General features: G+C 37.1%; 20 protein-coding genes. 7 read left to right on the top strand and 13 right to left on the bottom strand.

Annotation, left to right across the window (positions count from 1 at the left end; translation table 11 throughout):
• Positions 1–127 precede the first annotated feature (127 nt).
• From ACLIBH_RS07880 to ACLIBH_RS07865, 4 genes are all read right to left on the bottom strand, one after another.
• Positions 128–3,799 carry a copper oxidase gene (locus ACLIBH_RS07880; protein ID WP_439316158.1) on the bottom strand — a complete coding sequence of 1,224 codons (3,672 nt, stop codon included), beginning with the start codon at positions 3,797–3,799 and terminating at the stop codon, positions 128–130.
• A 15-nt stretch (positions 3,800–3,814) separates the two neighbouring features.
• The gene (locus ACLIBH_RS07875) at positions 3,815–4,126 is read right to left on the bottom strand and encodes a hypothetical protein (RefSeq protein ID WP_439316157.1); all 312 of its coding nucleotides are present in this window, start codon (positions 4,124–4,126) and stop codon (positions 3,815–3,817) included.
• A gap of 21 nt (positions 4,127–4,147) precedes the next feature.
• A complete protein-coding gene (locus ACLIBH_RS07870; protein WP_439316156.1) occupies positions 4,148–4,444 on the bottom strand; it encodes a hypothetical protein in 297 nt (98 codons plus the stop codon).
• Positions 4,445–4,528: 84 nt separating this feature from the next.
• A complete protein-coding gene (locus ACLIBH_RS07865; protein WP_439316155.1) occupies positions 4,529–5,317 on the bottom strand; it encodes a hypothetical protein in 789 nt (262 codons plus the stop codon).
• Positions 5,318–5,842: 525 nt separating this feature from the next.
• Between ACLIBH_RS07865 and ACLIBH_RS07860 the strand changes: the two genes are divergently transcribed.
• The 7 genes from ACLIBH_RS07860 to ACLIBH_RS07830 all read left to right on the top strand — a co-directional run bounded on the left by ACLIBH_RS07860 (position 5,843) and on the right by ACLIBH_RS07830 (position 9,967).
• Positions 5,843–6,268 carry a hypothetical protein gene (locus tag ACLIBH_RS07860; RefSeq protein ID WP_439316154.1) on the top strand — a complete coding sequence of 142 codons (426 nt, stop codon included), beginning with the start codon at positions 5,843–5,845 and terminating at the stop codon, positions 6,266–6,268.
• 18 nt (positions 6,269–6,286) lie between these two features.
• Entirely contained in the window at positions 6,287–6,751 is a 465-nt protein-coding gene (locus tag ACLIBH_RS07855; protein ID WP_439316153.1) for a hypothetical protein, read from the top strand.
• A 137-nt stretch (positions 6,752–6,888) separates the two neighbouring features.
• On the top strand, positions 6,889–6,984 hold the full coding sequence (locus ACLIBH_RS07850) for a YjcZ family sporulation protein (RefSeq protein WP_439316152.1): 96 nt from the start codon (positions 6,889–6,891) through the stop codon (positions 6,982–6,984).
• A 230-nt stretch (positions 6,985–7,214) separates the two neighbouring features.
• Entirely contained in the window at positions 7,215–7,940 is a 726-nt protein-coding gene (locus tag ACLIBH_RS07845; RefSeq protein ID WP_439316151.1) for an alpha/beta hydrolase, read from the top strand.
• Positions 7,941–8,056: 116 nt separating this feature from the next.
• Positions 8,057–8,575 (top strand): YjcG family protein, encoded by a 519-nt coding sequence (locus ACLIBH_RS07840; RefSeq protein ID WP_439316150.1) that lies wholly within the window; start codon positions 8,057–8,059, stop codon positions 8,573–8,575.
• The gene (locus tag ACLIBH_RS07835; RefSeq protein ID WP_439316149.1) at positions 8,572–8,997 is read left to right on the top strand and encodes a GNAT family N-acetyltransferase; all 426 of its coding nucleotides are present in this window, start codon (positions 8,572–8,574) and stop codon (positions 8,995–8,997) included. The genes ACLIBH_RS07840 and ACLIBH_RS07835 overlap by 4 nt, the downstream gene beginning before the upstream one ends.
• Before the next feature lie 256 nt (positions 8,998–9,253).
• The gene (locus ACLIBH_RS07830) at positions 9,254–9,967 is read left to right on the top strand and encodes a YetF domain-containing protein (RefSeq protein WP_439316148.1); all 714 of its coding nucleotides are present in this window, start codon (positions 9,254–9,256) and stop codon (positions 9,965–9,967) included.
• Positions 9,968–9,988: 21 nt separating this feature from the next.
• On the opposite strand, the gene ACLIBH_RS07825 is transcribed toward ACLIBH_RS07830, so the two are convergent.
• The 9 genes from ACLIBH_RS07825 to ACLIBH_RS07785 form a co-directional block, all read right to left on the bottom strand.
• Positions 9,989–10,219 carry a hypothetical protein gene (locus ACLIBH_RS07825; protein ID WP_439316147.1) on the bottom strand — a complete coding sequence of 77 codons (231 nt, stop codon included), beginning with the start codon at positions 10,217–10,219 and terminating at the stop codon, positions 9,989–9,991.
• 154 nt (positions 10,220–10,373) lie between these two features.
• Positions 10,374–10,889 carry a CotO family spore coat protein gene (locus ACLIBH_RS07820; protein WP_439316146.1) on the bottom strand — a complete coding sequence of 172 codons (516 nt, stop codon included), beginning with the start codon at positions 10,887–10,889 and terminating at the stop codon, positions 10,374–10,376.
• A gap of 292 nt (positions 10,890–11,181) precedes the next feature.
• The gene (gene mgtE / locus ACLIBH_RS07815) at positions 11,182–12,576 is read right to left on the bottom strand and encodes a magnesium transporter (RefSeq protein WP_439316145.1); all 1,395 of its coding nucleotides are present in this window, start codon (positions 12,574–12,576) and stop codon (positions 11,182–11,184) included.
• Positions 12,577–13,160: 584 nt separating this feature from the next.
• A complete protein-coding gene (gene copZ, locus ACLIBH_RS07810) occupies positions 13,161–13,367 on the bottom strand; it encodes a copper chaperone CopZ (protein WP_439316144.1) in 207 nt (68 codons plus the stop codon).
• 130 nt (positions 13,368–13,497) lie between these two features.
• Complete coding sequence (locus ACLIBH_RS07805) at positions 13,498–15,882, bottom strand: heavy metal translocating P-type ATPase (protein WP_439316143.1); 2,385 nt, start codon at positions 15,880–15,882, stop codon at positions 13,498–13,500.
• A gap of 14 nt (positions 15,883–15,896) precedes the next feature.
• Positions 15,897–16,202: a metal-sensitive transcriptional regulator gene (locus ACLIBH_RS07800; protein WP_439316142.1), complete on the bottom strand. Its 306-nt coding sequence runs from the start codon at positions 16,200–16,202 to the stop codon at positions 15,897–15,899.
• A 269-nt stretch (positions 16,203–16,471) separates the two neighbouring features.
• Positions 16,472–17,368, bottom strand: coding sequence for an RluA family pseudouridine synthase (locus ACLIBH_RS07795; protein WP_439316141.1), 897 nt, complete (start codon positions 17,366–17,368; stop codon positions 16,472–16,474).
• 18 nt (positions 17,369–17,386) lie between these two features.
• Positions 17,387–18,202: an NAD kinase gene (locus tag ACLIBH_RS07790; protein ID WP_439316140.1), complete on the bottom strand. Its 816-nt coding sequence runs from the start codon at positions 18,200–18,202 to the stop codon at positions 17,387–17,389.
• A 39-nt stretch (positions 18,203–18,241) separates the two neighbouring features.
• Positions 18,242–18,850: a GTP pyrophosphokinase gene (locus tag ACLIBH_RS07785; protein ID WP_439316139.1), complete on the bottom strand. Its 609-nt coding sequence runs from the start codon at positions 18,848–18,850 to the stop codon at positions 18,242–18,244.
• Positions 18,851–18,892 lie beyond the last annotated feature (42 nt).

Raw genomic sequence — 18,892 nt, 5'->3', positions numbered from 1 at the left:
CCCTCGTATATTGTGTTTAGGCGGTATTATTCCGCCTATTGTTTTTAACTGTTTCTATCGCAATAATCGGGTATGCTATACCTGTTGCTTCGCACAAAATCGTTAAAAGTATCGTCGAATCGATCAGCTATTCCTGTTTCTTATTCCGTCCATAGTTTAAAGGTGGTAGGTGATCTTGTAGCTTTGGATGGACACGCATTATCCCCCACATACCTTGTTCGATATCCCATCGTATATTTCCTGAACGATACATATAGTCTCCTGGATAGTTATAAAAGCTTCCTGCACCATAATGAAGCGGAAGATCAGCAGCATGACCGGCAACAATTTCTGGAATAATCGATTTAACTTGAGATGTTATTTTCCGATCATCCGTATTCCAATAATGATTGTGCAAATGGAACGTATGCGATCGTCTGCGTTCGGATGGATTAACGAGTCGTACCGTAACTGGCTCTCCAGGATACGCCTCAAATAAAGGAGTAGATGGATCACCAAACGGTTTAGAACTAAATAGCTTTTCTAAGCTCGCTTCTTTTCTAAGTCGATTTATTAGTCGTTCCGTCCGATAATTAAATCCTCTTGAACCATTATCATACGTATGCAATAGATCGTCTTCTTCACCAGGAAGCAAAATACCATCAACCGGATCTATTATTAACTGTCCTTTTCGATCGAATAGACGTGCACCATCATACATAATGAGTGTAAACTCACGTTTATCTGGTAAAAACGGCTGTCGTAATACAACATTTGCCCCTGTATTTATCGGTTGCAGTGAATACGGATCTAAAATCTCTGTCCCCCTAGCTTGGGCAATAAATGCACCAAATGTTCCTAAAGAGCGGTGGTTTCGAATATCTGCCATATCCCATAGACCACAAACTCCAACGTTTTGATCTACATACCATTTATACGTTACCGTTTCACCAGGACCAGCTGTTTGATCTGCATTAAATCCGACTGTTTCCCCTGCACTCGTTTTCACATCATAGGATAGCAATTGAGAATGAAGGGAGATGCGGACGGAGGGTGGATAAAATGCTTCTTCTTTCACATGGGGATATGGCCAAATGCCATCTAGAAAAGGAAACTTATCAAATTCTAAAAAGCTCGTTACACTTATTTCAACAAGATCCCCAGCATTTGCTCGAATAATTAATGGCTCTGGTTTCTTTTTCCCTTTCAATATAGCTTCCATATCTTCCTTTAAAGCGAATACAATACCAAACGGGTCATGCTCGCCCCATGAACTATATGGAATAGGAACTTGAAAAGCGACGATTTCAAACTTTTTAACTGGTGCATCACTTGGTGTTCCTACTGGTGGTTCTATGACTTCTGCCTTTTGTGGCGGCTTACCCGTACAAATCGGAAGCGGATTCGTTCGTTCAGGAGGTTCTGGTCGATCTGGCAACGGGATTAAAAAATCAACTTCTTCATCAAATGCTCGGATTAAGCCCCACAAACCAGTCCAGAGATCTTCTTCTGTTTCAAATGTCCATAAATAATCGCCTGATTGAGGTACTTCTATTTCAAATGAAAACGATTCCGAAATTCCAATGTGTTGCTGGGCTTCGAACTTTGTTTCAACATCTGGTCGGTTTTTTTTCCACCGTAATCCATGAACATTAAAGCTGTGCGACTCCTCCTGAGCCCCTTGCAGAAGTCTAATTTTAATTGGATCGCCTTCATAACAAAATAAGATTGGTGTAACGGGGTCGCCATTTACATATGAACTAAATGAATAAGCTGGATCACAATCCGCACCTAGGCGAAAACGCAATGGTTCATTTTTGTAATTTACACCGTGTAACCCAGGATCATCTTGAGAACCGGGAAATTCAGGAGGATTTAATGGCTTTCCATCCTTATTAAACAGTAAAGTAAAGTCTTGAACAAACAACGCTAAATCACGATAATCTGGTGTTAACGGCTGTGTTACCGTTACTTGTGTGCCATGATTAACAGCATCGCCAGTTTTATAATTTAAAAATTGTGTAAAGCGCGGGTGAACGACTCCAGTACCAAATACACCGTGCTGCTGATGATAATTTGGAAATAAATGGTCGTGAAAAAACCATGCTTTTACTTCAACATCTGCATAATATTCGTACCGAATCGTTTCTCCTGTCAGTACACCTGAATCATAATTCCAGCCAACATTCGCTCCATCATTAACCAATACATCAAACTTTACAAAGTGAATGTGCATGCCCGTTTCATATGTTCTCGTTACAAGCTGAAATGCATCTCCATCAGCTACATTAGGCAATCGGTTTGTAAAGTTCACACGAATACATGTACCAGCTGGCATATGAATTACGAGCGGTTCTGGCTCTTTCTTGCCTGAACATACATCCTCTATATCTTCATCGAGTATATAAATGCGCCCTTTTGGATCATTCCATCCTTCTCGATTATAAATTAGCGGTAGCTCAATTAATGATATATTAAATTCTTTAACAGGTGGATCATCCGGTATTGAACACGGATCCGAAAAGACAGCCCCTGGCCTAGGATTTGGAATAGCTGCATTTTTCTCTAGTTCCGTTAGTTCCCTACCTCCTACAATTCCTAATGGCGGACGCGGTGCTTTACTACCTACTTTACCAGGAATGAAATTTGGAAATCCTGGTTTTTCCTTCGTAGGCTCTGGTGGAGCTACGCGACCTGGCAATGGTTGAAGCGGGTCAATTTTAATACCGTTTGGATAGCATTCAGAACCGTCCTGAAGTGTGTCAAATATTCGGTTCATTCCCCACATACCAACATCAAAATGCGGATATAAATGACAATGAATAATGGTATCTCCGCATGACCCTTGGAGGCTTCCTAATCCATAAAGTGGCTGAACATCATACCAAGATTGTGGTCCAACTGCTTGTGAATCAATAATTTCTGAATCTGGATTTGTCGTATCTCGAAACCATTGGTGCACGTGATAATGAAATACATGCGTTTCTTTTACACCACCATGAGCAACTCGAATCTTTGCTGGATCCCCTACATAGCCTCTTAATATTGGCGTTGCGGGATCACCGAACACCCACGAATCATGATGCACTTCCTCTCCTTCACAATCCGGACATACTACAGCTTCTTCAATTAATCGCAACCGGTTATCGAGCGGTTCAAATCGATAGTTCACTGCATGCGTAGACTCAGATACTTGCTTCGTAATCGGGTTAAGCACTTCATTCCCAGTCAAATCAACCGTCGGCATTTCGTCATGAAAAATCCATGCGTACTCCCTTTGTGATGGTAAATAAGGATGGTGAATATCTGCATAAACACCACTATCCATTGACCTTCCTGTTATCGGATCCGTCCACCAAGAACCTCTTGGCTGTGCAAATAAGGCCCCAAACAATCCATTAATATTTGAACCATTCTCACTACTCGATGGGTTACCTAAATCAGAAAAGAGAAAAACACCTTGATGATTTATCTTTAGCTGATAGATCATTTCTTCTCCACATTCCACGAACGAGTTTTTGTTTAATCCAACATTCGCCCCATCGGATGTCATCACATCATAGTCTGCTTCCTGAAAATGCATTCCTGTTGCAAACGGTAATTTATTCTCAAATAAAATTTCTACTTCGTCGCCCTCATTTGCCCGTATAACAAGTGGCTGCACTACATCGACAGGAGTAAATGGATTTTTGCGCACTTGCTCTTTAACGATCGATTCATTTTCTTTGAGCACATACATCATGCCATTCGGATTATGATCGCCGAAATTGTTTAAAACAATTCGGATCGGTATAGCTACAATATGATAAAAACGTTTCACTTTTCAGCCTCCTATCTAGCATACATCATCATCCAATTCAGGAATTTGCGGCCCGTTAGGAAATTCAATATAAAATAACTCAATTTCATCAATGTGAATATACCATTGCTTGTTTTCCAGCTCTTGCAAAGGTGTTGTTTCCACAGCTACTCGTACAAAATCATCGATTACTTCAAGAATCACTCCTATAAAAAAGAACGGAAACGAAGGAGTTAAAATTAGTATGCGCTGCCCAACCCCTGTAGCAATGTGTTCAATTAATGCTTGTTGATGGATGACATTAACAGCTAGTGGTTCAACACCATTCAAATTACCTTTTCCAGACATATTTTCCTCCCTTTCTTTAAATTAAATTATAGGAAATCGAGTATCACATGAAATCTCAGTCGTAAAATGAACGATTTTTTCCAGTGGTATACTTAAAGGTATCGGAAATTGAAAAAAAGGTGCGTTTACCATTTTGATTGTTATTGGATTTATCGTAATATGCCCTTTCTCAACGTCCGTAATTTTCCCACAGAAAATTGGTCGAAAAGACTCTCCAAATAGTGATAATTGATCGGATTCCGTTATTACCAATATTTCTTTTCCTTTCAAATGGAGCAATTCTTGTGCCAAGTTATTCACTTTGTTTTGTTTCGCCACTCGCTTCACCTCCTTACTTATAATCTTTCACTTTACTGTTAAGGTAGGTTATGCAAATGAAACTGTTGATTATAGTCGATGTATCTATATCTTTATAAAATGGACTAGCTTTTTTAAAATAATTGTAATTATCGTCAGAAATCGTATTGTTTTTATCTTTTGGATAGATTCTAGTTCATATATTTCCTTTTTGCCTAAATACGTAATCGTTACCTTCTTATCGTTACAGTCGCGTATTTTTCCAATAACCGTTGCGTGTGATGATAACGAAAGCTCGATCCACGTATCCTTCCATGTTTCAAGATTTGTCCGCAATGATTCTTCAAAAAAGTATTGACGCAGTACGTCACGCTTTGCTACAGTTTCTCCGAATCGATGCAATAGTTTATGACGGTAATTATTATCAAACATGAAATTTTGATGTGTATTAGAATAATTAGGGATACCATACGGAATGTTTGCCGATATTACGGCTAGATAGGGAATCCATATTCGTTCTTTTAGATTGATGAGCATAACAAAATCTCTTCCTATAGTACTTACCTTTCCTACTGTATAGACAGTTTCCTCCCCCCATATGGAATATATTTCAACGAGCTGATTCCTACGTAGCTTAAAAAAGCGTCTTAATTTCAATGTTTTCCCATATTGAGCATTATGTTTATCTATTAGAAACAGGTTGGATCGTTGCATGTATTCCATAAGGAGGCGGTTATCCTCTGTTGTGTTTACTGTTACAGGAGACGAAAGTCCTTCTCCACGCTTAGCACTAAATTCATTTGTTACATCGTTTTTTATTTGTTCTTGTTCCCTTTCGTGCATGAGCCGTTCTACATACGCTTTAAAACGTATCTTTTCTTGTTCTTTATTCAACTCCATCCCACCTCCTGCTTTTTTTATTACGTTATGTGCTTAATGCTAGGAATGTCCGTTTTAATAATGATGAGACGGAAAATAATGAAACAACCCATTTTTTAGTTGATTGACGAGCTTTTTATACAAAAATCACAAGCAAAACGATTTCGCTGTACATATGTATGAATTAGGAGACTATGAGAGCGGGATAAGAATTGTCCAAATGATCCTAAGACCATTGTCTAGAAATATCACGGAACGTCCAAGATGTTTGACATATTATTCAGATAGGGACTCAATCACTTATACCAATGATTGCGCTTATGAGTTACTTGGAATGAAAGGCGGCGACTCCGGCGGGAAAAGCATGCGTCTTGAGACCCCACAGGAAGTGGTTTGCTTCCGAGGAGCCTCAAGCCATGCCCGCGGAAAGCGTCCGCCTGTAGTGCAAAGTAACGAATATAATATACCCGATTATTGATATACAACCATTTAGAAACAATAGGCGGAATAATAATGCCTAAATTATAATATACGAGGGGGATGGCTATGCTTGAAAAGCTGTATTGGTTATTGCTTTATGGAAACTTTTCTGTTGCGGTATTTGTATATTTGTATTTGTTAAAAATTAAACGACTAATCGGATTTCAACTTGGCATGAATATCACGATGATTGTAGGTGGGTTTCTTTCTATTGCAACTGGTATTATTTTAATTTATCAATTTCCTTTTCACTATGTAGTCGTGACATTTATTTCTACATTTACCGGCATGGCTGTTGGCAGTATATTTGGGGCGTTATTCGATTACCAAACAATATTAACGGGATATGCAAATGGACTGATGATGGGCATAATGGCGCCGATGGTTGGAGCTGCGGCAAAGAGCAGTTTGTTGTTTTTGTTATTTATTGAGGGATTATTTTTATTATCAATGGCGCTTATTATTTCTTCAGCTAAATACACATAAATAGGGGGAAATCGGAACATGGGGTACTTGCTAACTGGCTTATTACTATTAAACCTTTCAATCGGCTACGCTGTTTTTATATCTATGTACAGACAAAAATCAGCGATGCAAGATCGCTTTGCAATGACGATGGCAACCGTTGAAAGTAGTGTACTAAGCTTAAGTATTTCCATGATAGTGTTTTTTATTTTGCCGGGCTCGATTGTATTTACCTCTCTAATAACAACTATTATTGGGATAGGTATTGGTTATGCTTTTGGGTCTTTGTTGAAATTCCAATCCTTACTAGCAGGTGTTTTCCAAGGAATGATCGGGGGGATAATGGGACCTATGCTCGCAGCAGTCATTGAAGACCCAGCGATCTGTAGCTTACCTGCAACTTATACGAATCAACTAAGTGTAAATATAGCGGCTTTCAGCTTGTTTAGTACGCTCGTCGTATTGATTACAAGTTTTTTAGTTTACTATTCGTTACGGATTTAATTCATTTTTTTAAATTGAGATACTAAGACTTTCATGCGGAATAGATAAAAAAACAATATATACCCAATCACATTTTCACTTCTAAACATAAACTATATATGCAAGGAGCTAATTAATATACAGAGAGGTGAGCACGTATGTCTTATGAAAGCTATGGCACAAATAACTTTGCTTTGATCGTCGTTCTGTTTATTTTGTTAATAATTGTAGGTACTGCTTTTGTGAAATACTAATAAACTGGAGCAGTCCAAATTTCAAAACAGACTAATTTAAAACACTTTATCCAAATTGTTTGGATAAAGTGTTTTTATCGTTCAAGGAAGTGCTACCAATTCGCTTGGTGCTATTGATGAATTATTTACATTCTTGAAATAGTTTGTTGTACAAATTAATGGTACGATATAATTACATGTTTGGTAACGAACATGTTAGGGAATAGAATATAGATACGAGGTGTTACACATTGGCACGTAAAGGAACGATGATTGAAAAGGAAATTACAAGTACCTATTTACAAGAAACGCTTGCATTAAAAATTTATCAGCCTGAATCGGTAAATCCGTTGTACAGAAGTACACTTTGTATAATGCAGGACGGTGACGACTATTTTCAAATTGGCAGAATTGCTACACTTAGTGACCGGCTTCATGACAATGACGACATTTACAATACGACATTCGTTGGGATTCATTACAAAGATCGCTTCGATCGCGTAAAAAAATACCACCCGGAAGGTGAGCAGTACGACGATTACATCCGATTTTTAACGAGCGAAGTGGTTCCTTTGCTCGATGAATTGCTCCCATTAAACCCATTAGGAATAAGACGAGCACTTATGGGAGATTCACTTGCTGCTACGATCGCCTTGATGACTTCCATGAAACATCCCGATTTATTTGATGCGATCATTTTGCAATCTCCTCTAGTTGATGATGCTGTATTTGAAGAAATACAAACAAAACAAGATTTATCCAAGCTCCGTATTTATCATACGATTGGACAAAACGAAACGAGCGTATCAACTACACTGCACGGAGAGGTTGACTTTTTAACACCAAATCGAAAGCTGCATCATTTATTAAAACAAATAAACAGTCATTATACGTATCTAGAGTTTGAAGGAGCAGATCACACATGGAAGCATTGGCAAAAGGATCTCTCCCGAGCAATTAAAGAAACGCTTGATTAATTCCCTTTTTAGTTAATTTTTGATATACTAAAGGATAATCTACTTATCAATAGTACTAACACGCTTACTGCTTATGTAGTACATAATATAAATAAAAAAATAGGAGGTAAAAAATTATGAAATATGGTATTGCTATTTTTCCATCTAAAAACATTCAAGACGAGGCAAACTCGTACAGAAAACGTTACGATCCACAGTATGCGAATGTTCCACCGCATATTACGTTAAAGTCTGCTTTTGATGCAGACGATAAATTAATTACGGAGTTGATTCCGGAACTGAAAAGGATAGCGAATGAAACAGAACCTTTTACAATTAATATAAATAAAGTGAGTACATTTGCTCCAGTGACGAACACTATTTATTTTAAAGTCGAGCCAATTCAACAATTAATTGACTTAAATACAAAAATGCATGAAGGTAAATTTCCTAATAACGAAGAGTATTCATTCGTGCCCCACATTACAATTGCGCAAAAGTTGTCCCATGATGAATATTCAGATGTGTTCGGCGCTTTACAAATGAAAAACATTCAATTTGAAGAAGAAATTGATCGTTTCCAATTATGCTACCAGCTAGAGAATGGCTCATGGACAGTATACGAATCGTTCGTATTCGGAAAGGAAACCGTGTGAAAATACAAATTGCAGAAACACAAAAAGAAAAGAAAGATGCACTTTACGTGCGAACTATCGTGTTTGTCAACGAACAGCAAGTTCCTCCAGAGTTAGAAGTCGATGAGCATGATGAAACAAGTATTCATATCGTTGGATACTTGAATAATAACCCTGTTGCAGCCGGCAGACTGCGTTTTGTTGACGAATATGGGAAGTTGGAACGTATTTGCGTTCTAAAAGAACAGCGCGGAAAAGCATACGGTAAGCATATTATTCAGCATATGGAATCGGTAATTAGCGATCATGGGTATCAAAAGGCGAAGTTAAATGCACAGACCCATGCTGAAAGGTTTTATAATCAGCTTGGCTATCAAACAATTTCCGACGAATTCATGGATGCCGGTATACCTCATGTTACGATGGTAAAAACATTTAATTAAATGTATGCGCAGTTGGCACGATGCGGACTGCGCATACAGAAAGAATGGCAACGGCTTTAGCTCAATAATAGATAGAGCTAAAGCCGTTTTATTGTTTATTAACTATTGCGTTATATTAGCGCGGCAGCCGATTTGTTTAAAGTTCTTGATAAACACTTTATTTTTAATTGAATAAACAAACAGTCATTAAGATGAATGTTCATACTCTTTTCGGACAGTATAACTAGTACGATCACTATGTTGGGAGAGAGTATTCGTGAATTACTATTCCATGCTAATCGAAACATTATTTGGCTTTTGTGCATTGTTTTTACTTACAAAACTTTTAGGGAAGACACAAATATCCCAACTTACTCCTTTCGATTTTATTTCCGCATTAGTTTTAGGTGAACTTGTAGGAAACGCACTTTTTGACGATAAGGCAGGGATATTAGAAATCGGTTACGTAATTTTTCTATGGGGATCTTTATTATATTTAGTAGAAATTACAACCCAAAAATTTAAACGCTCACGCTATTTATTAGAAGGCAAACCGTCTTTAGTAATTCATAAAGGGAACATAATTTATGATGAAATGAAAAAAAATAAAATTGATATCGATGAATTACAACATATGTTGCGCATGAAGGATGTATTTTCGATACAAGAAGTAGAGTATGCTGTTATGGAGTCAAATGGCCAAGTATCCGTATTAAAGAAGTCTAACTATCAAACACCGACGAAAGAAGATTTAAATATTAAGTCTGACGAACCGAGTATGGCTATGACTTTAATTAGTGATGGAGAAATTATTAAAGATAATTTGGCTGAATCGGGATTGACCGAGCAATGGCTTTTCCAACAATTAAAAGTTCAAGGTTTTTCTTCAATCAAAGACGTATTTTATGCGGAATATTTGGAAGGTAAAAAACTGTTTGCTCTACCATATACTAAAATAAAGAAAAAAGATATGAAGGAAAAATATAAATAGCACCTAAATAGTACGTATATACTAAATAGTTGAGTCAATAAAATCTCCCTTATTCCTTTTCGCTCGGACCCCTTTTCGGTAATTTTTTTCATAAAACATTGCCTGCTGTTGCCTCTTCTTTTGGTTTTCGTATGTTTCATCCAATACTACTTTAAATGGACTTTCAATATAATAGGTGTTCTTTTTCTCCTGAATTTGCAACATATGGTACTTTGCGTATTGATAATTGGCTACCGGTAAAATATAACCCATTTAGTTCTCTCCTTTCGAATTAAAACAAGAGATATATTCTTACTTACGTATATTCACCTTAATTAGTAAATACCCTTTATATATATTTTGAAACTTCAATTAAATTCATGTAAAAACGGATTAGCCGTCACATCATCGCTAATCCGTTTTGTTGTTAAAATCCAATTAAATTTATTTCTAATATCGCTTTTATTGGGAGGGAAGTTTCGGTTTCCCTCCTGCCAACTTTCATCTTTATGTTATTCTCTACTTTATCCATAATTACGCCTTTATATCGTTTATCTGTCGTTTTTACTTCACACTTTACTGCCGGTGCAAATCGAGGTCTTTTAATAAAATAATCAATTTTTTGCTCGACCGTTAATTGGTTAAACTTCTTTGGTTCAGTCTTTTCGCTCTCTTCATCCTCTGTAGAATCCTTTGTTTCTTCACTCAATTCTGATTGTGCCGGCATCTCATAACCTAATGTGCCTAAATCTGCGTTAGGAATAAGATGCTTTTTACGTATCTTTTTTTTCACAGCACCTCTGCTTGGTAAAGGTTGATTAACTTGACTGCTTTGATTCCTTTGAGACTTTGTTGTATAACTAGATTGCATTTTAGCTTTTGGTGTGCTTCTTTTTGGTTGCTGAATGTATAGCAATGGATCTTGCGCATACTGCTTTCTCACTTCGTACACCCCTTTATAATAATAATTCTACTTATTATATGAGTCTATAATTAGAAGTGTGTTGTTCCGAAAAAAGAACAAACTACAAATGTCCATTTATCGATCGTCTAAACAGCCGATTCGATAAATGGAGAAGATAGCAACTTTTGACTCGACTATAAAAATACAGGCAAGCCCGATAAATTGTAGATCGACTTACCTGCAACATAATTTATTTATGAGAGATTTATTACGTAATAAATAGGTGACGAATTCAACTACCCGATGACGTAGAATGAAAAGCACATACAGTCTATATTAAAAATCGCATAAAAGTTGTAGCCATACCAAAGTAAATTAATACAGAAGTAATATCATTTAGTGTCGTAATAAATGGACCGGATGCTACTGCAGGATCTATATTTAATCGATCCATAACGATTGGAATTAATGCACCAGAAAGTGTAGCAATAATTAAAGTAGCCATAATTGATATTCCAACTAGAATTCCTAGAAACAGCTCACCTTTCCATAAATAAATTACAATTGAGATGACAGTTCCACATACAAATCCTGTAATTAAGCCTGTCGTTGCTTCTCGCGCAATTAGTTTCATTTTTCCTTGTTTTCCATAATCTCCAGTCGCTAAGCCACGCACGGCTACAGCTAATGATTGTGTACCTGTATTACCAGCCATCCCTGCAATTAGTGGAATAAAAATGGCCAAGACAGCGACTTGCTCCAACGTTTCTTCAAAGCTGCCAATTAAACTCGCTGTAAGCATTCCTAGAAACAATAAAATAATTAGCCAAGGTAACCGTTTTTTTGCAGATTTTACTGGCCCATCGTCTGGACGATCAACATCAGAAATAGCTGCTAGCTTAGAATAATCATCACTTGCCTCTTCATCCATAACGTCTAAAATATCGTCTACTGTAATAATGCCAAGTAAATGATTTTGAAAGTCAACAACTGGAAGCGCGAGAAAGTCATAATCACGCATCATCTGAGCAATTTCCTCTTGGTCTCTTCCGACCGATACAGAAACAACATGCTCACTCATTATAGTAGAAATATATTCTTCCTCGTCAGCGATTATTAGATCGCGTAAAGATAGTACACCGACGAGATGTTTATTCTCATCAAGGACATACATATAATAAATCGTTTCAGCATTTGGCGCTTGCTTTTTCATTTGTTGCATCGTTTCTTTAACCGTATACGATTTATATACAGCAACAAATTCCGTCGTCATAATACTACCAGCAGTTTTTTCCTCGTAATGAAGTAATTCTTTTATCTCGTCAGCAGCAGTCTTATCCATAATCGTAAGAAAACTTGCAACAGCATCCTTTTCCAATTCGTTTAATATATCAACCGCATCATCTGCCGGCATTTCTGCTAGCACCATCGAGGCGAACCGGGGGTCCATTTCGGTAATGAACATTTCTGTTTCTTCCAGTTCAATATTCTCCATTATTTCCGCAATTTCTTCTGGAGATAAATATGAATATATTTGCAGACGGGCGTTTTGTGATTGCTCACGAAAAAACATCGCTTGATCATACGGGTGAATTTCTAGAAATTCTCTTCGAAACCCCTCTGTTTGTTCGTTTTTTAATAATCGTCGTAAAACGCCTATATGTTTTTCTGTCTTTTTTACTTCTTCCACTCGATCACCCACTCCCTTATCGGTAGAATGAATCATTTGCAAGCTTCCTATTTTGTTGAACGATAAAGACTTGCTTCGGTACTTGTAGCTTTGAACAACTCATTAAATTTTACTATACTCCACGTGAATAGTTTATAGTATGTTATTTCCTTTAAATCGAAGAAAAAAACAATCATTAAAACAATTATAAATGTCTATGATAATGGAAGAGCTATACGAATATAGATTTTATTAAAACTTCAAGCGTTCCGTATGTAAAATTGAAAAACAGCGAAGCAAATTAGTATAAAAACACCTTAAAAGCACTGATACAATGACTGTTACAGCCTTTCTCATTTTATCTAACATTGTATGATAAAGCAATAAATTGAATATATTAGGCTTTACATTTAGAAACAAATGGAGCTATAAATAATCGATAGTTCCATTGTGGATTAGTAAAGAAGGGGGAAATTCAAAAGCGAATTTCTCCACTTAAGTTTGAAAGAAAATTGTTTAAAAAAATTAAGTAAGTAACAAAGAATTGTTTTAATTTAAGCGATGTATATGGCGATACTTGTACAATCTAAAATAGTGCAATCAAAAAAGCTGGTTCAACAGTTTTGAACCAGCTTAAAGTGTTATTCTACTACGTCATAGCCTATATCTTCAATTGTAGTTCGTATTTCTTCAATCGTAATGTGTGTATCATCACACGTAATATCTACAGTACCATCACTTAAGTTTACTTCTACAGCCGATATACCGTTTAATTGCTTCAATTCATCTTTAATAGCTGAGACACAATGCCCACAGCTCATTCCTTTTACATGTAATGTAGTTTGCATAATTTTATCTCCTCGTATAGCGGAAATGTTAGAACATTTCTCCTACTTCATTATTTACTTAAAACCATTAATTATTGAATTGAAAATGATTCATTTAACTTTTCCCGATATATTACCACAAGTTAATTTGTTAGATTTTCACTCGCTTTAAGCGAAGTGCATTTGTAACAACACTAACCGAGCTAAAAGCCATTGCTGCACCTGCAATCCAAGGGGCAAGAAAACCAACCGCAGCGACCGGGATACCTGCACTATTATAGGCAAATGCCCAAAATAAATTTTGGCGAATATTTTTTATCGTTGCATGACTTATTTTAATCGCTTTAGAAATTAAGAGTAGTTCTCCGCCAAGTATCGTAACATCGGCAGCTTCGATAGCAACTTCCGTACCTGTACCAATCGCAATACCGATATCAGCAATCGCTAAAGCGGGGGCGTCATTAATGCCATCTCCAACCATTGCAACCTTTTTCCCTTGTTGCTGTAACGCTTTTATCTTGTCCGCCTTTTCTTCTGGTAATACTTGCGCAATGACACGATCAATTCCTACTTGTTTTGCGATTGCTTGTGCAGTTCTCTCATTATCTCCAGTTAGCATAATAACATCCAAACCGTTGGCCTTCAACTGTTGAATCGCTTCTGCTGCCGTTTCTTTAATCGTATCTGCGACTGCAATCATTCCATGATACGTTCCATCAACTGCAATAATCATTGCTGTTTTACCTTCTATTTCAAACTGTCTTAGCTTTCCTTCGACAGAATCGATATTTATATTGTTTTTATTCATTAGTTTTCTAGTACCGACTTGAACCGTACGATTAGAAATCACTGCTTGAATACCATGACCCGGTATTGCCTCAAATGCATCCACGTCAAGTAGCTCGATTCCTTTCGTAGAGGCATAGGTAACGATCGCATCAGCCAAAGGGTGCTCAGAACCTTTTTCTGCACTGGCCAATAATTGCAATACTTCGTTATCGCCAGTAAAATCAGTTACTTCCGGCTTTCCTTTTGTAATTGTCCCTGTTTTATCAAGCACAATTGTATTTAGCTGGTGTGTTCTTTCTAAGTGTTCCCCACCTTTGAATAAAATCCCACTTTCCGCTGCCTTTCCTGTACCAACCATAATCGAAGTTGGCGTTGCCAATCCAAGCGCACATGGACAAGCAATAACTAATACAGCTATAGATGCTATTAAAGAAGGCTCGAAGCTTCCTGGTGTTATAACAGTTATCCAAATAAGAAACGTCAAAATTGCAATGCCGACAACGATCGGGACAAAATACCCTGAAATGACATCGGCTAATCGTTGAATCGGTGCTTTCGATCCTTGTGCATCTTCAACTGCTTGGACAATAGATGCAAGGGCAGTATCTTTACCGACCTTTGTTGCTTTCATTTCAATTGTACCGTTTTTATTGATCGTTGCTCCAATCATATTCGACTCAATCTCTTTTTCAATTGGTATTGACTCGCCAGTTATCATTGACTCGTCAACAGATGTTCTGCCTTTTATAACTACACCATCGACTGGAATCTTTTCCCCAGGTTTGACTAGAAGATGATCCCCTACAATCACCTCATCAACCGGAATCATTCGTTCTTTTCCCTCTCTAAGAACTCGCGCCTCTTTCGCTTGTAAGTTTAAAAGCTTTGATATAGCTAAAGTTGTTTTACTTTTAGCATTTGTCTCTAAATATTTTCCAAATAAGATTAGAGTGATTAGAATAGCACTCGTTTCAAAATAAAGGTGTGGCGTATAGCCTGGATTTCCGATTGTTTGGAACGCTTCATATAAGCTATAAAAATAGGCAGCACTCGTTCCTAATGCAACTAAAACGTCCATATTCGCGCTTCCGCTACGTAAGTTATTGTATGCTCCTTTATAAAATTGCCAGCCAATTATAAATTGTACAGGCGTTGCTAATGCAAATTGAATCCAAGGATGCATTAATATAGGCGGTACATCGATCCCTAACAAGTGATCTAACATTGTCACTAGCAACGGTGCGGACAGTAAAGCTGAAATTAGCAATTTAAGCTGCATCTGATTTATTTGTTTTTCTTTTTGTGTCTGTTTTTCCTTTTTGTCCACTTTTCGTTTTGCATTGTACCCGATTTTTTTTATCGTATCTATAATTTTTCCTTCTTCAATTAAAGATGGATTAAAGTCAATTGCAGCTGTTTCAGTCGTAAGATTTACAGTTGCTCGCACGATTCCTTCTTGCTTATTCAATACTTTTTCAATTCTTGAAGCACAAGTTGCACAAGTCATCCCGTATATATCAAATTCTACCTTCTCCGTTTGGACACCGTAGCCGAGCTTTTCGATTTTAGTTGTTAACTCATTTAAGTTAGTAGTATCCGGATCGTACTGAATACTTGCCTTTTCTGTTGTCAAATTCACTTGTGCATCCACACCATCTATTTTATTAAGGACTTTTTCCACCCTTGAAGAACAAGCGGCACAAGTCATCCCTGTAATACGAACAGTAATAGTTTTTATTTCCTTCATATCTTTCTCTCCTCTTACTTGGAAAAGTGCTTCATAACTTCTATTAATTCTTCAACCGCATCGTTTCCTTCACCAGATTGTACGGCATGACTAACACAATGCTTCAAATGTCGTTCTGTAACAGAATATCCTACTTTCTTTAATGCTGCATGAATTGCGCTTATTTGAACTAAAACATCTATACAATATCGATCTTCTTCCACCATTTTTTGTATTCCTCGTACTTGTCCTTCGATTCTCTTTAATCGATTAATAACTGCTTGTTTCTCCGTATTTGTTCGCGGAGTTACCGGGTGGTCATATACATGAACCTTATCCATTTCTCTCATCCTTTGCAACACTTTTATTATACCTTACCCCCCTAGTGTATTAATGTCAATTAAAAAGTACGCCTAGTTATTGCGTACTTCTACTGGCACAACGGTTGAATAATTGCACATAAAAAAACCCTTACCTTAATTGATATGCTCCCCCTAAAGTAGACACTTAAAAAGTAAAACTACTTTAGGGGGAGTTTTATGCGTTCAAATAATAGTAAGGGTTTCTAGATTCACGTTCGTCTATTTAAATCAACCGTTCTGAAACCAACCTAATAATCGGCTAATTGAATACGACGCAAGAAACTACTCATGTCGTTAGGCAACGGAGACTGAAATGTTAATATTTCTTTAGTAAGTGGATGCTCTACACGAATCTCTGCACAATGTAGTGCTTGTCGTGTCATCTGACATAACGAGCCCCCATATAAATCATCTCCTACTAACGGGTGACCTAAATGAGAAAAATGAACACGTATTTGATGTGTTCTGCCTGTTTCGAGCTTAATCTCTACTAGTGAATAATTCGTGGATGCTCGAATCATCTTATAATGAGTAACCGCTCTTTGACCAGATTTATTCACTTGTCGCTCAATAATAGATCCTTCTTTTCTACCAATTGGCGCATCGATTATACCACTCTCCATTTTTAGCCGACCTTGTACAATCGCTTTATATTTTCTCGTAATTTTTTTGTTTTTTAACGTTTTATCTAATAAAGAATGACTGTATCGATGCTTAGCGATTAGTAATAGTCCGGATGTATCCTTATCAAGTCGCGTTACAACGTGAACGGTATAAGGTAGGTTTTTATCACGATAATATGCCAATAAACCGTTCGCAATCGTGTGATCTGGATGGTTCCGTGAAGGTATTGTTGCTATACCAGCCCTTTTATCTATTATTAATAACGCATCATCCTCATATAGGATAGACAATGGAATATGCTGCGCATTCATATACGCGCCAACTGCTTCTTCCGGCATTTGGATAGACAAAATATCACCTGTGCGTAAAACGTACGTTACATTCTGTGGCGACCCATTAATTAATATATTGCCACCTTTAAATTTCACAACTTTAAGCATTCTTCTAGAAAACTGTTTAACATTTTGCAAATAATCCTTTATTGTAATTCCATTGTGCTTTTCTGTTATTTTCCATTGCATTTAAAGCTACACACCTATCTATGCTTTATGAACTTCTTCCCCTTCCGCAACGAACGAATCACGCACACGGTTCCAAAATGGGAACGGTCGATATCGAACAAAGCGCACTTTCTCTTTCGCAACTCGACACTGAATCGATTTAACATCTGTATATGTATCCGTGTAATGATCTCGAGCAATTAAAAAGCTTCGATCGACCATAGGCTTTAATAAGCATGTATGATGCTTTGGCAAAATTAAAGGAGATCCAATGGTACGGAATACGCGATTGTTAATCGATGCCATTTCTGTTAACTGAATCGCCTCAATGGATGGATGAATAATCGCCCCGCCTAATGCTTTATTATAAGCAGTGCTTCCAGATGGTGTAGAAATACATAGTCCATCTCCGCGAAATGTTTCAAAATGCTCGCCACGAATTTGCACATCGAATACTACCGAACCTTCTGCCGTCTTGATCGTTGCCTCATTTAAAGCTAAAAAGCGAATTTCTTTTCTTTCTGTTTTAAAACGAATTATCATCTCAAGTAGCGGATACTCAACTACTTGATATGGTGTCTTTGCTATTTCGATAACGAGTTTTTCTATTTCTTCAGGAACCCAGTCTGCATAAAACCCAAGATGTCCTGTATGTATTCCTATAAATGCGGTTGATTTTAAGCGGTGAACATATCGATGGAACGCCTCAAGCAGTGTACCGTCGCCACCAACTGAAATGACGAGTTCTGGTAATTTTTCATCATATATTAAATTGAAATCGGTTAAATACTGTTTAACCGTTGCCATTATTTTGTTAGATCGTTTATCCCCTTTTGATACAATAGAAAACTTCAATACGAGCTACCTCCTAAAGCAACTTCATTTTTATTTCTTTCATTTGCGATGGAAAATTCGTTGGGCCTCCTGTACCTCCCGCTTTATTTTTGACATTTCTTCATCAAGCCTAAAAGCAGCTTCTGCCGCTCCTTTTAGCCTTTCTTTAATGTCTGTCGGTATCCTCCCCTCATACTTATAATTTAAAGAGTGTTCATTAATTGCCCAAAAGTTCATGGCTAACGTACGGATTTGAATCTCTGCCAAAATAAGCTTTTCACCATGAATCGTTTCAACAGGATATTCAATAATAAGATGATAAGACCGGTAACCACTATCTTTATTTTTTTTAATATAGTCCTTTTCCATAACAATTTTCAAATCATTTCGTTCTCTGACCATTTCTACTACTTTATAAATATCATCTACAAATTGACAAACAACGCGCAGCCCCGCAATGTCTTGAATTTCACTTTCAATTTGATCAGATGGAATATTTTTATTGCTCGCCTTTTCAAGTATACTTGCCAAAGGCTTTACTCTACCTGTGACAAATTCTATCGGTGAATGACTCTCTTCATAACCAAATTGTTTGCGGATTCCTTTTAACTTTACTTTTAATTCTTCAACTGCTTGTGCATAAGGTGCAAGAAATGCATCCCAATTCATACGTATCACCTATTTCCAATTGTTTATACTCGTCGTGTTTAA

This window comes from Virgibacillus sp. W0430, from assembly GCF_051846935.1.
Lineage (GTDB): Bacteria > Bacillota > Bacilli > Bacillales > Amphibacillaceae > JBPYCR01.
Note: the sequence above shows the minus strand (reverse complement) of the source record. Positions and strands in the feature narration are given on the sequence as shown.

Excerpts from the sequence above, each read along its gene's own strand:
- ACLIBH_RS07875 (WP_439316157.1), bottom strand. The coding sequence starts at position 4,126 with ATGTCTGGAAAAGGTAATTTGAATGGTGTTGAACCACTAGCTGTTAAT.
- ACLIBH_RS07860 (WP_439316154.1), top strand. The coding sequence starts at position 5,843 with ATGGCTATGCTTGAAAAGCTGTATTGGTTATTGCTTTATGGAAACTTT.
- ACLIBH_RS07855 (WP_439316153.1), top strand. The coding sequence starts at position 6,287 with ATGGGGTACTTGCTAACTGGCTTATTACTATTAAACCTTTCAATCGGC.
- ACLIBH_RS07850 (WP_439316152.1), top strand. The coding sequence starts at position 6,889 with ATGTCTTATGAAAGCTATGGCACAAATAACTTTGCTTTGATCGTCGTT.
- ACLIBH_RS07840 (WP_439316150.1), top strand. The coding sequence starts at position 8,057 with ATGAAATATGGTATTGCTATTTTTCCATCTAAAAACATTCAAGACGAG.
- ACLIBH_RS07825 (WP_439316147.1), bottom strand. The coding sequence starts at position 10,219 with ATGGGTTATATTTTACCGGTAGCCAATTATCAATACGCAAAGTACCAT.
- mgtE (WP_439316145.1), bottom strand. The coding sequence starts at position 12,576 with ATGATTCATTCTACCGATAAGGGAGTGGGTGATCGAGTGGAAGAAGTA.
- copZ (WP_439316144.1), bottom strand. The coding sequence starts at position 13,367 with ATGCAAACTACATTACATGTAAAAGGAATGAGCTGTGGGCATTGTGTC.
- ACLIBH_RS07805 (WP_439316143.1), bottom strand. The coding sequence starts at position 15,882 with ATGAAGGAAATAAAAACTATTACTGTTCGTATTACAGGGATGACTTGT.
- ACLIBH_RS07800 (WP_439316142.1), bottom strand. The coding sequence starts at position 16,202 with ATGGATAAGGTTCATGTATATGACCACCCGGTAACTCCGCGAACAAAT.
- ACLIBH_RS07795 (WP_439316141.1), bottom strand. The coding sequence starts at position 17,368 with ATGCAATGGAAAATAACAGAAAAGCACAATGGAATTACAATAAAGGAT.
- ACLIBH_RS07785 (WP_439316139.1), bottom strand. The coding sequence starts at position 18,850 with ATGAATTGGGATGCATTTCTTGCACCTTATGCACAAGCAGTTGAAGAA.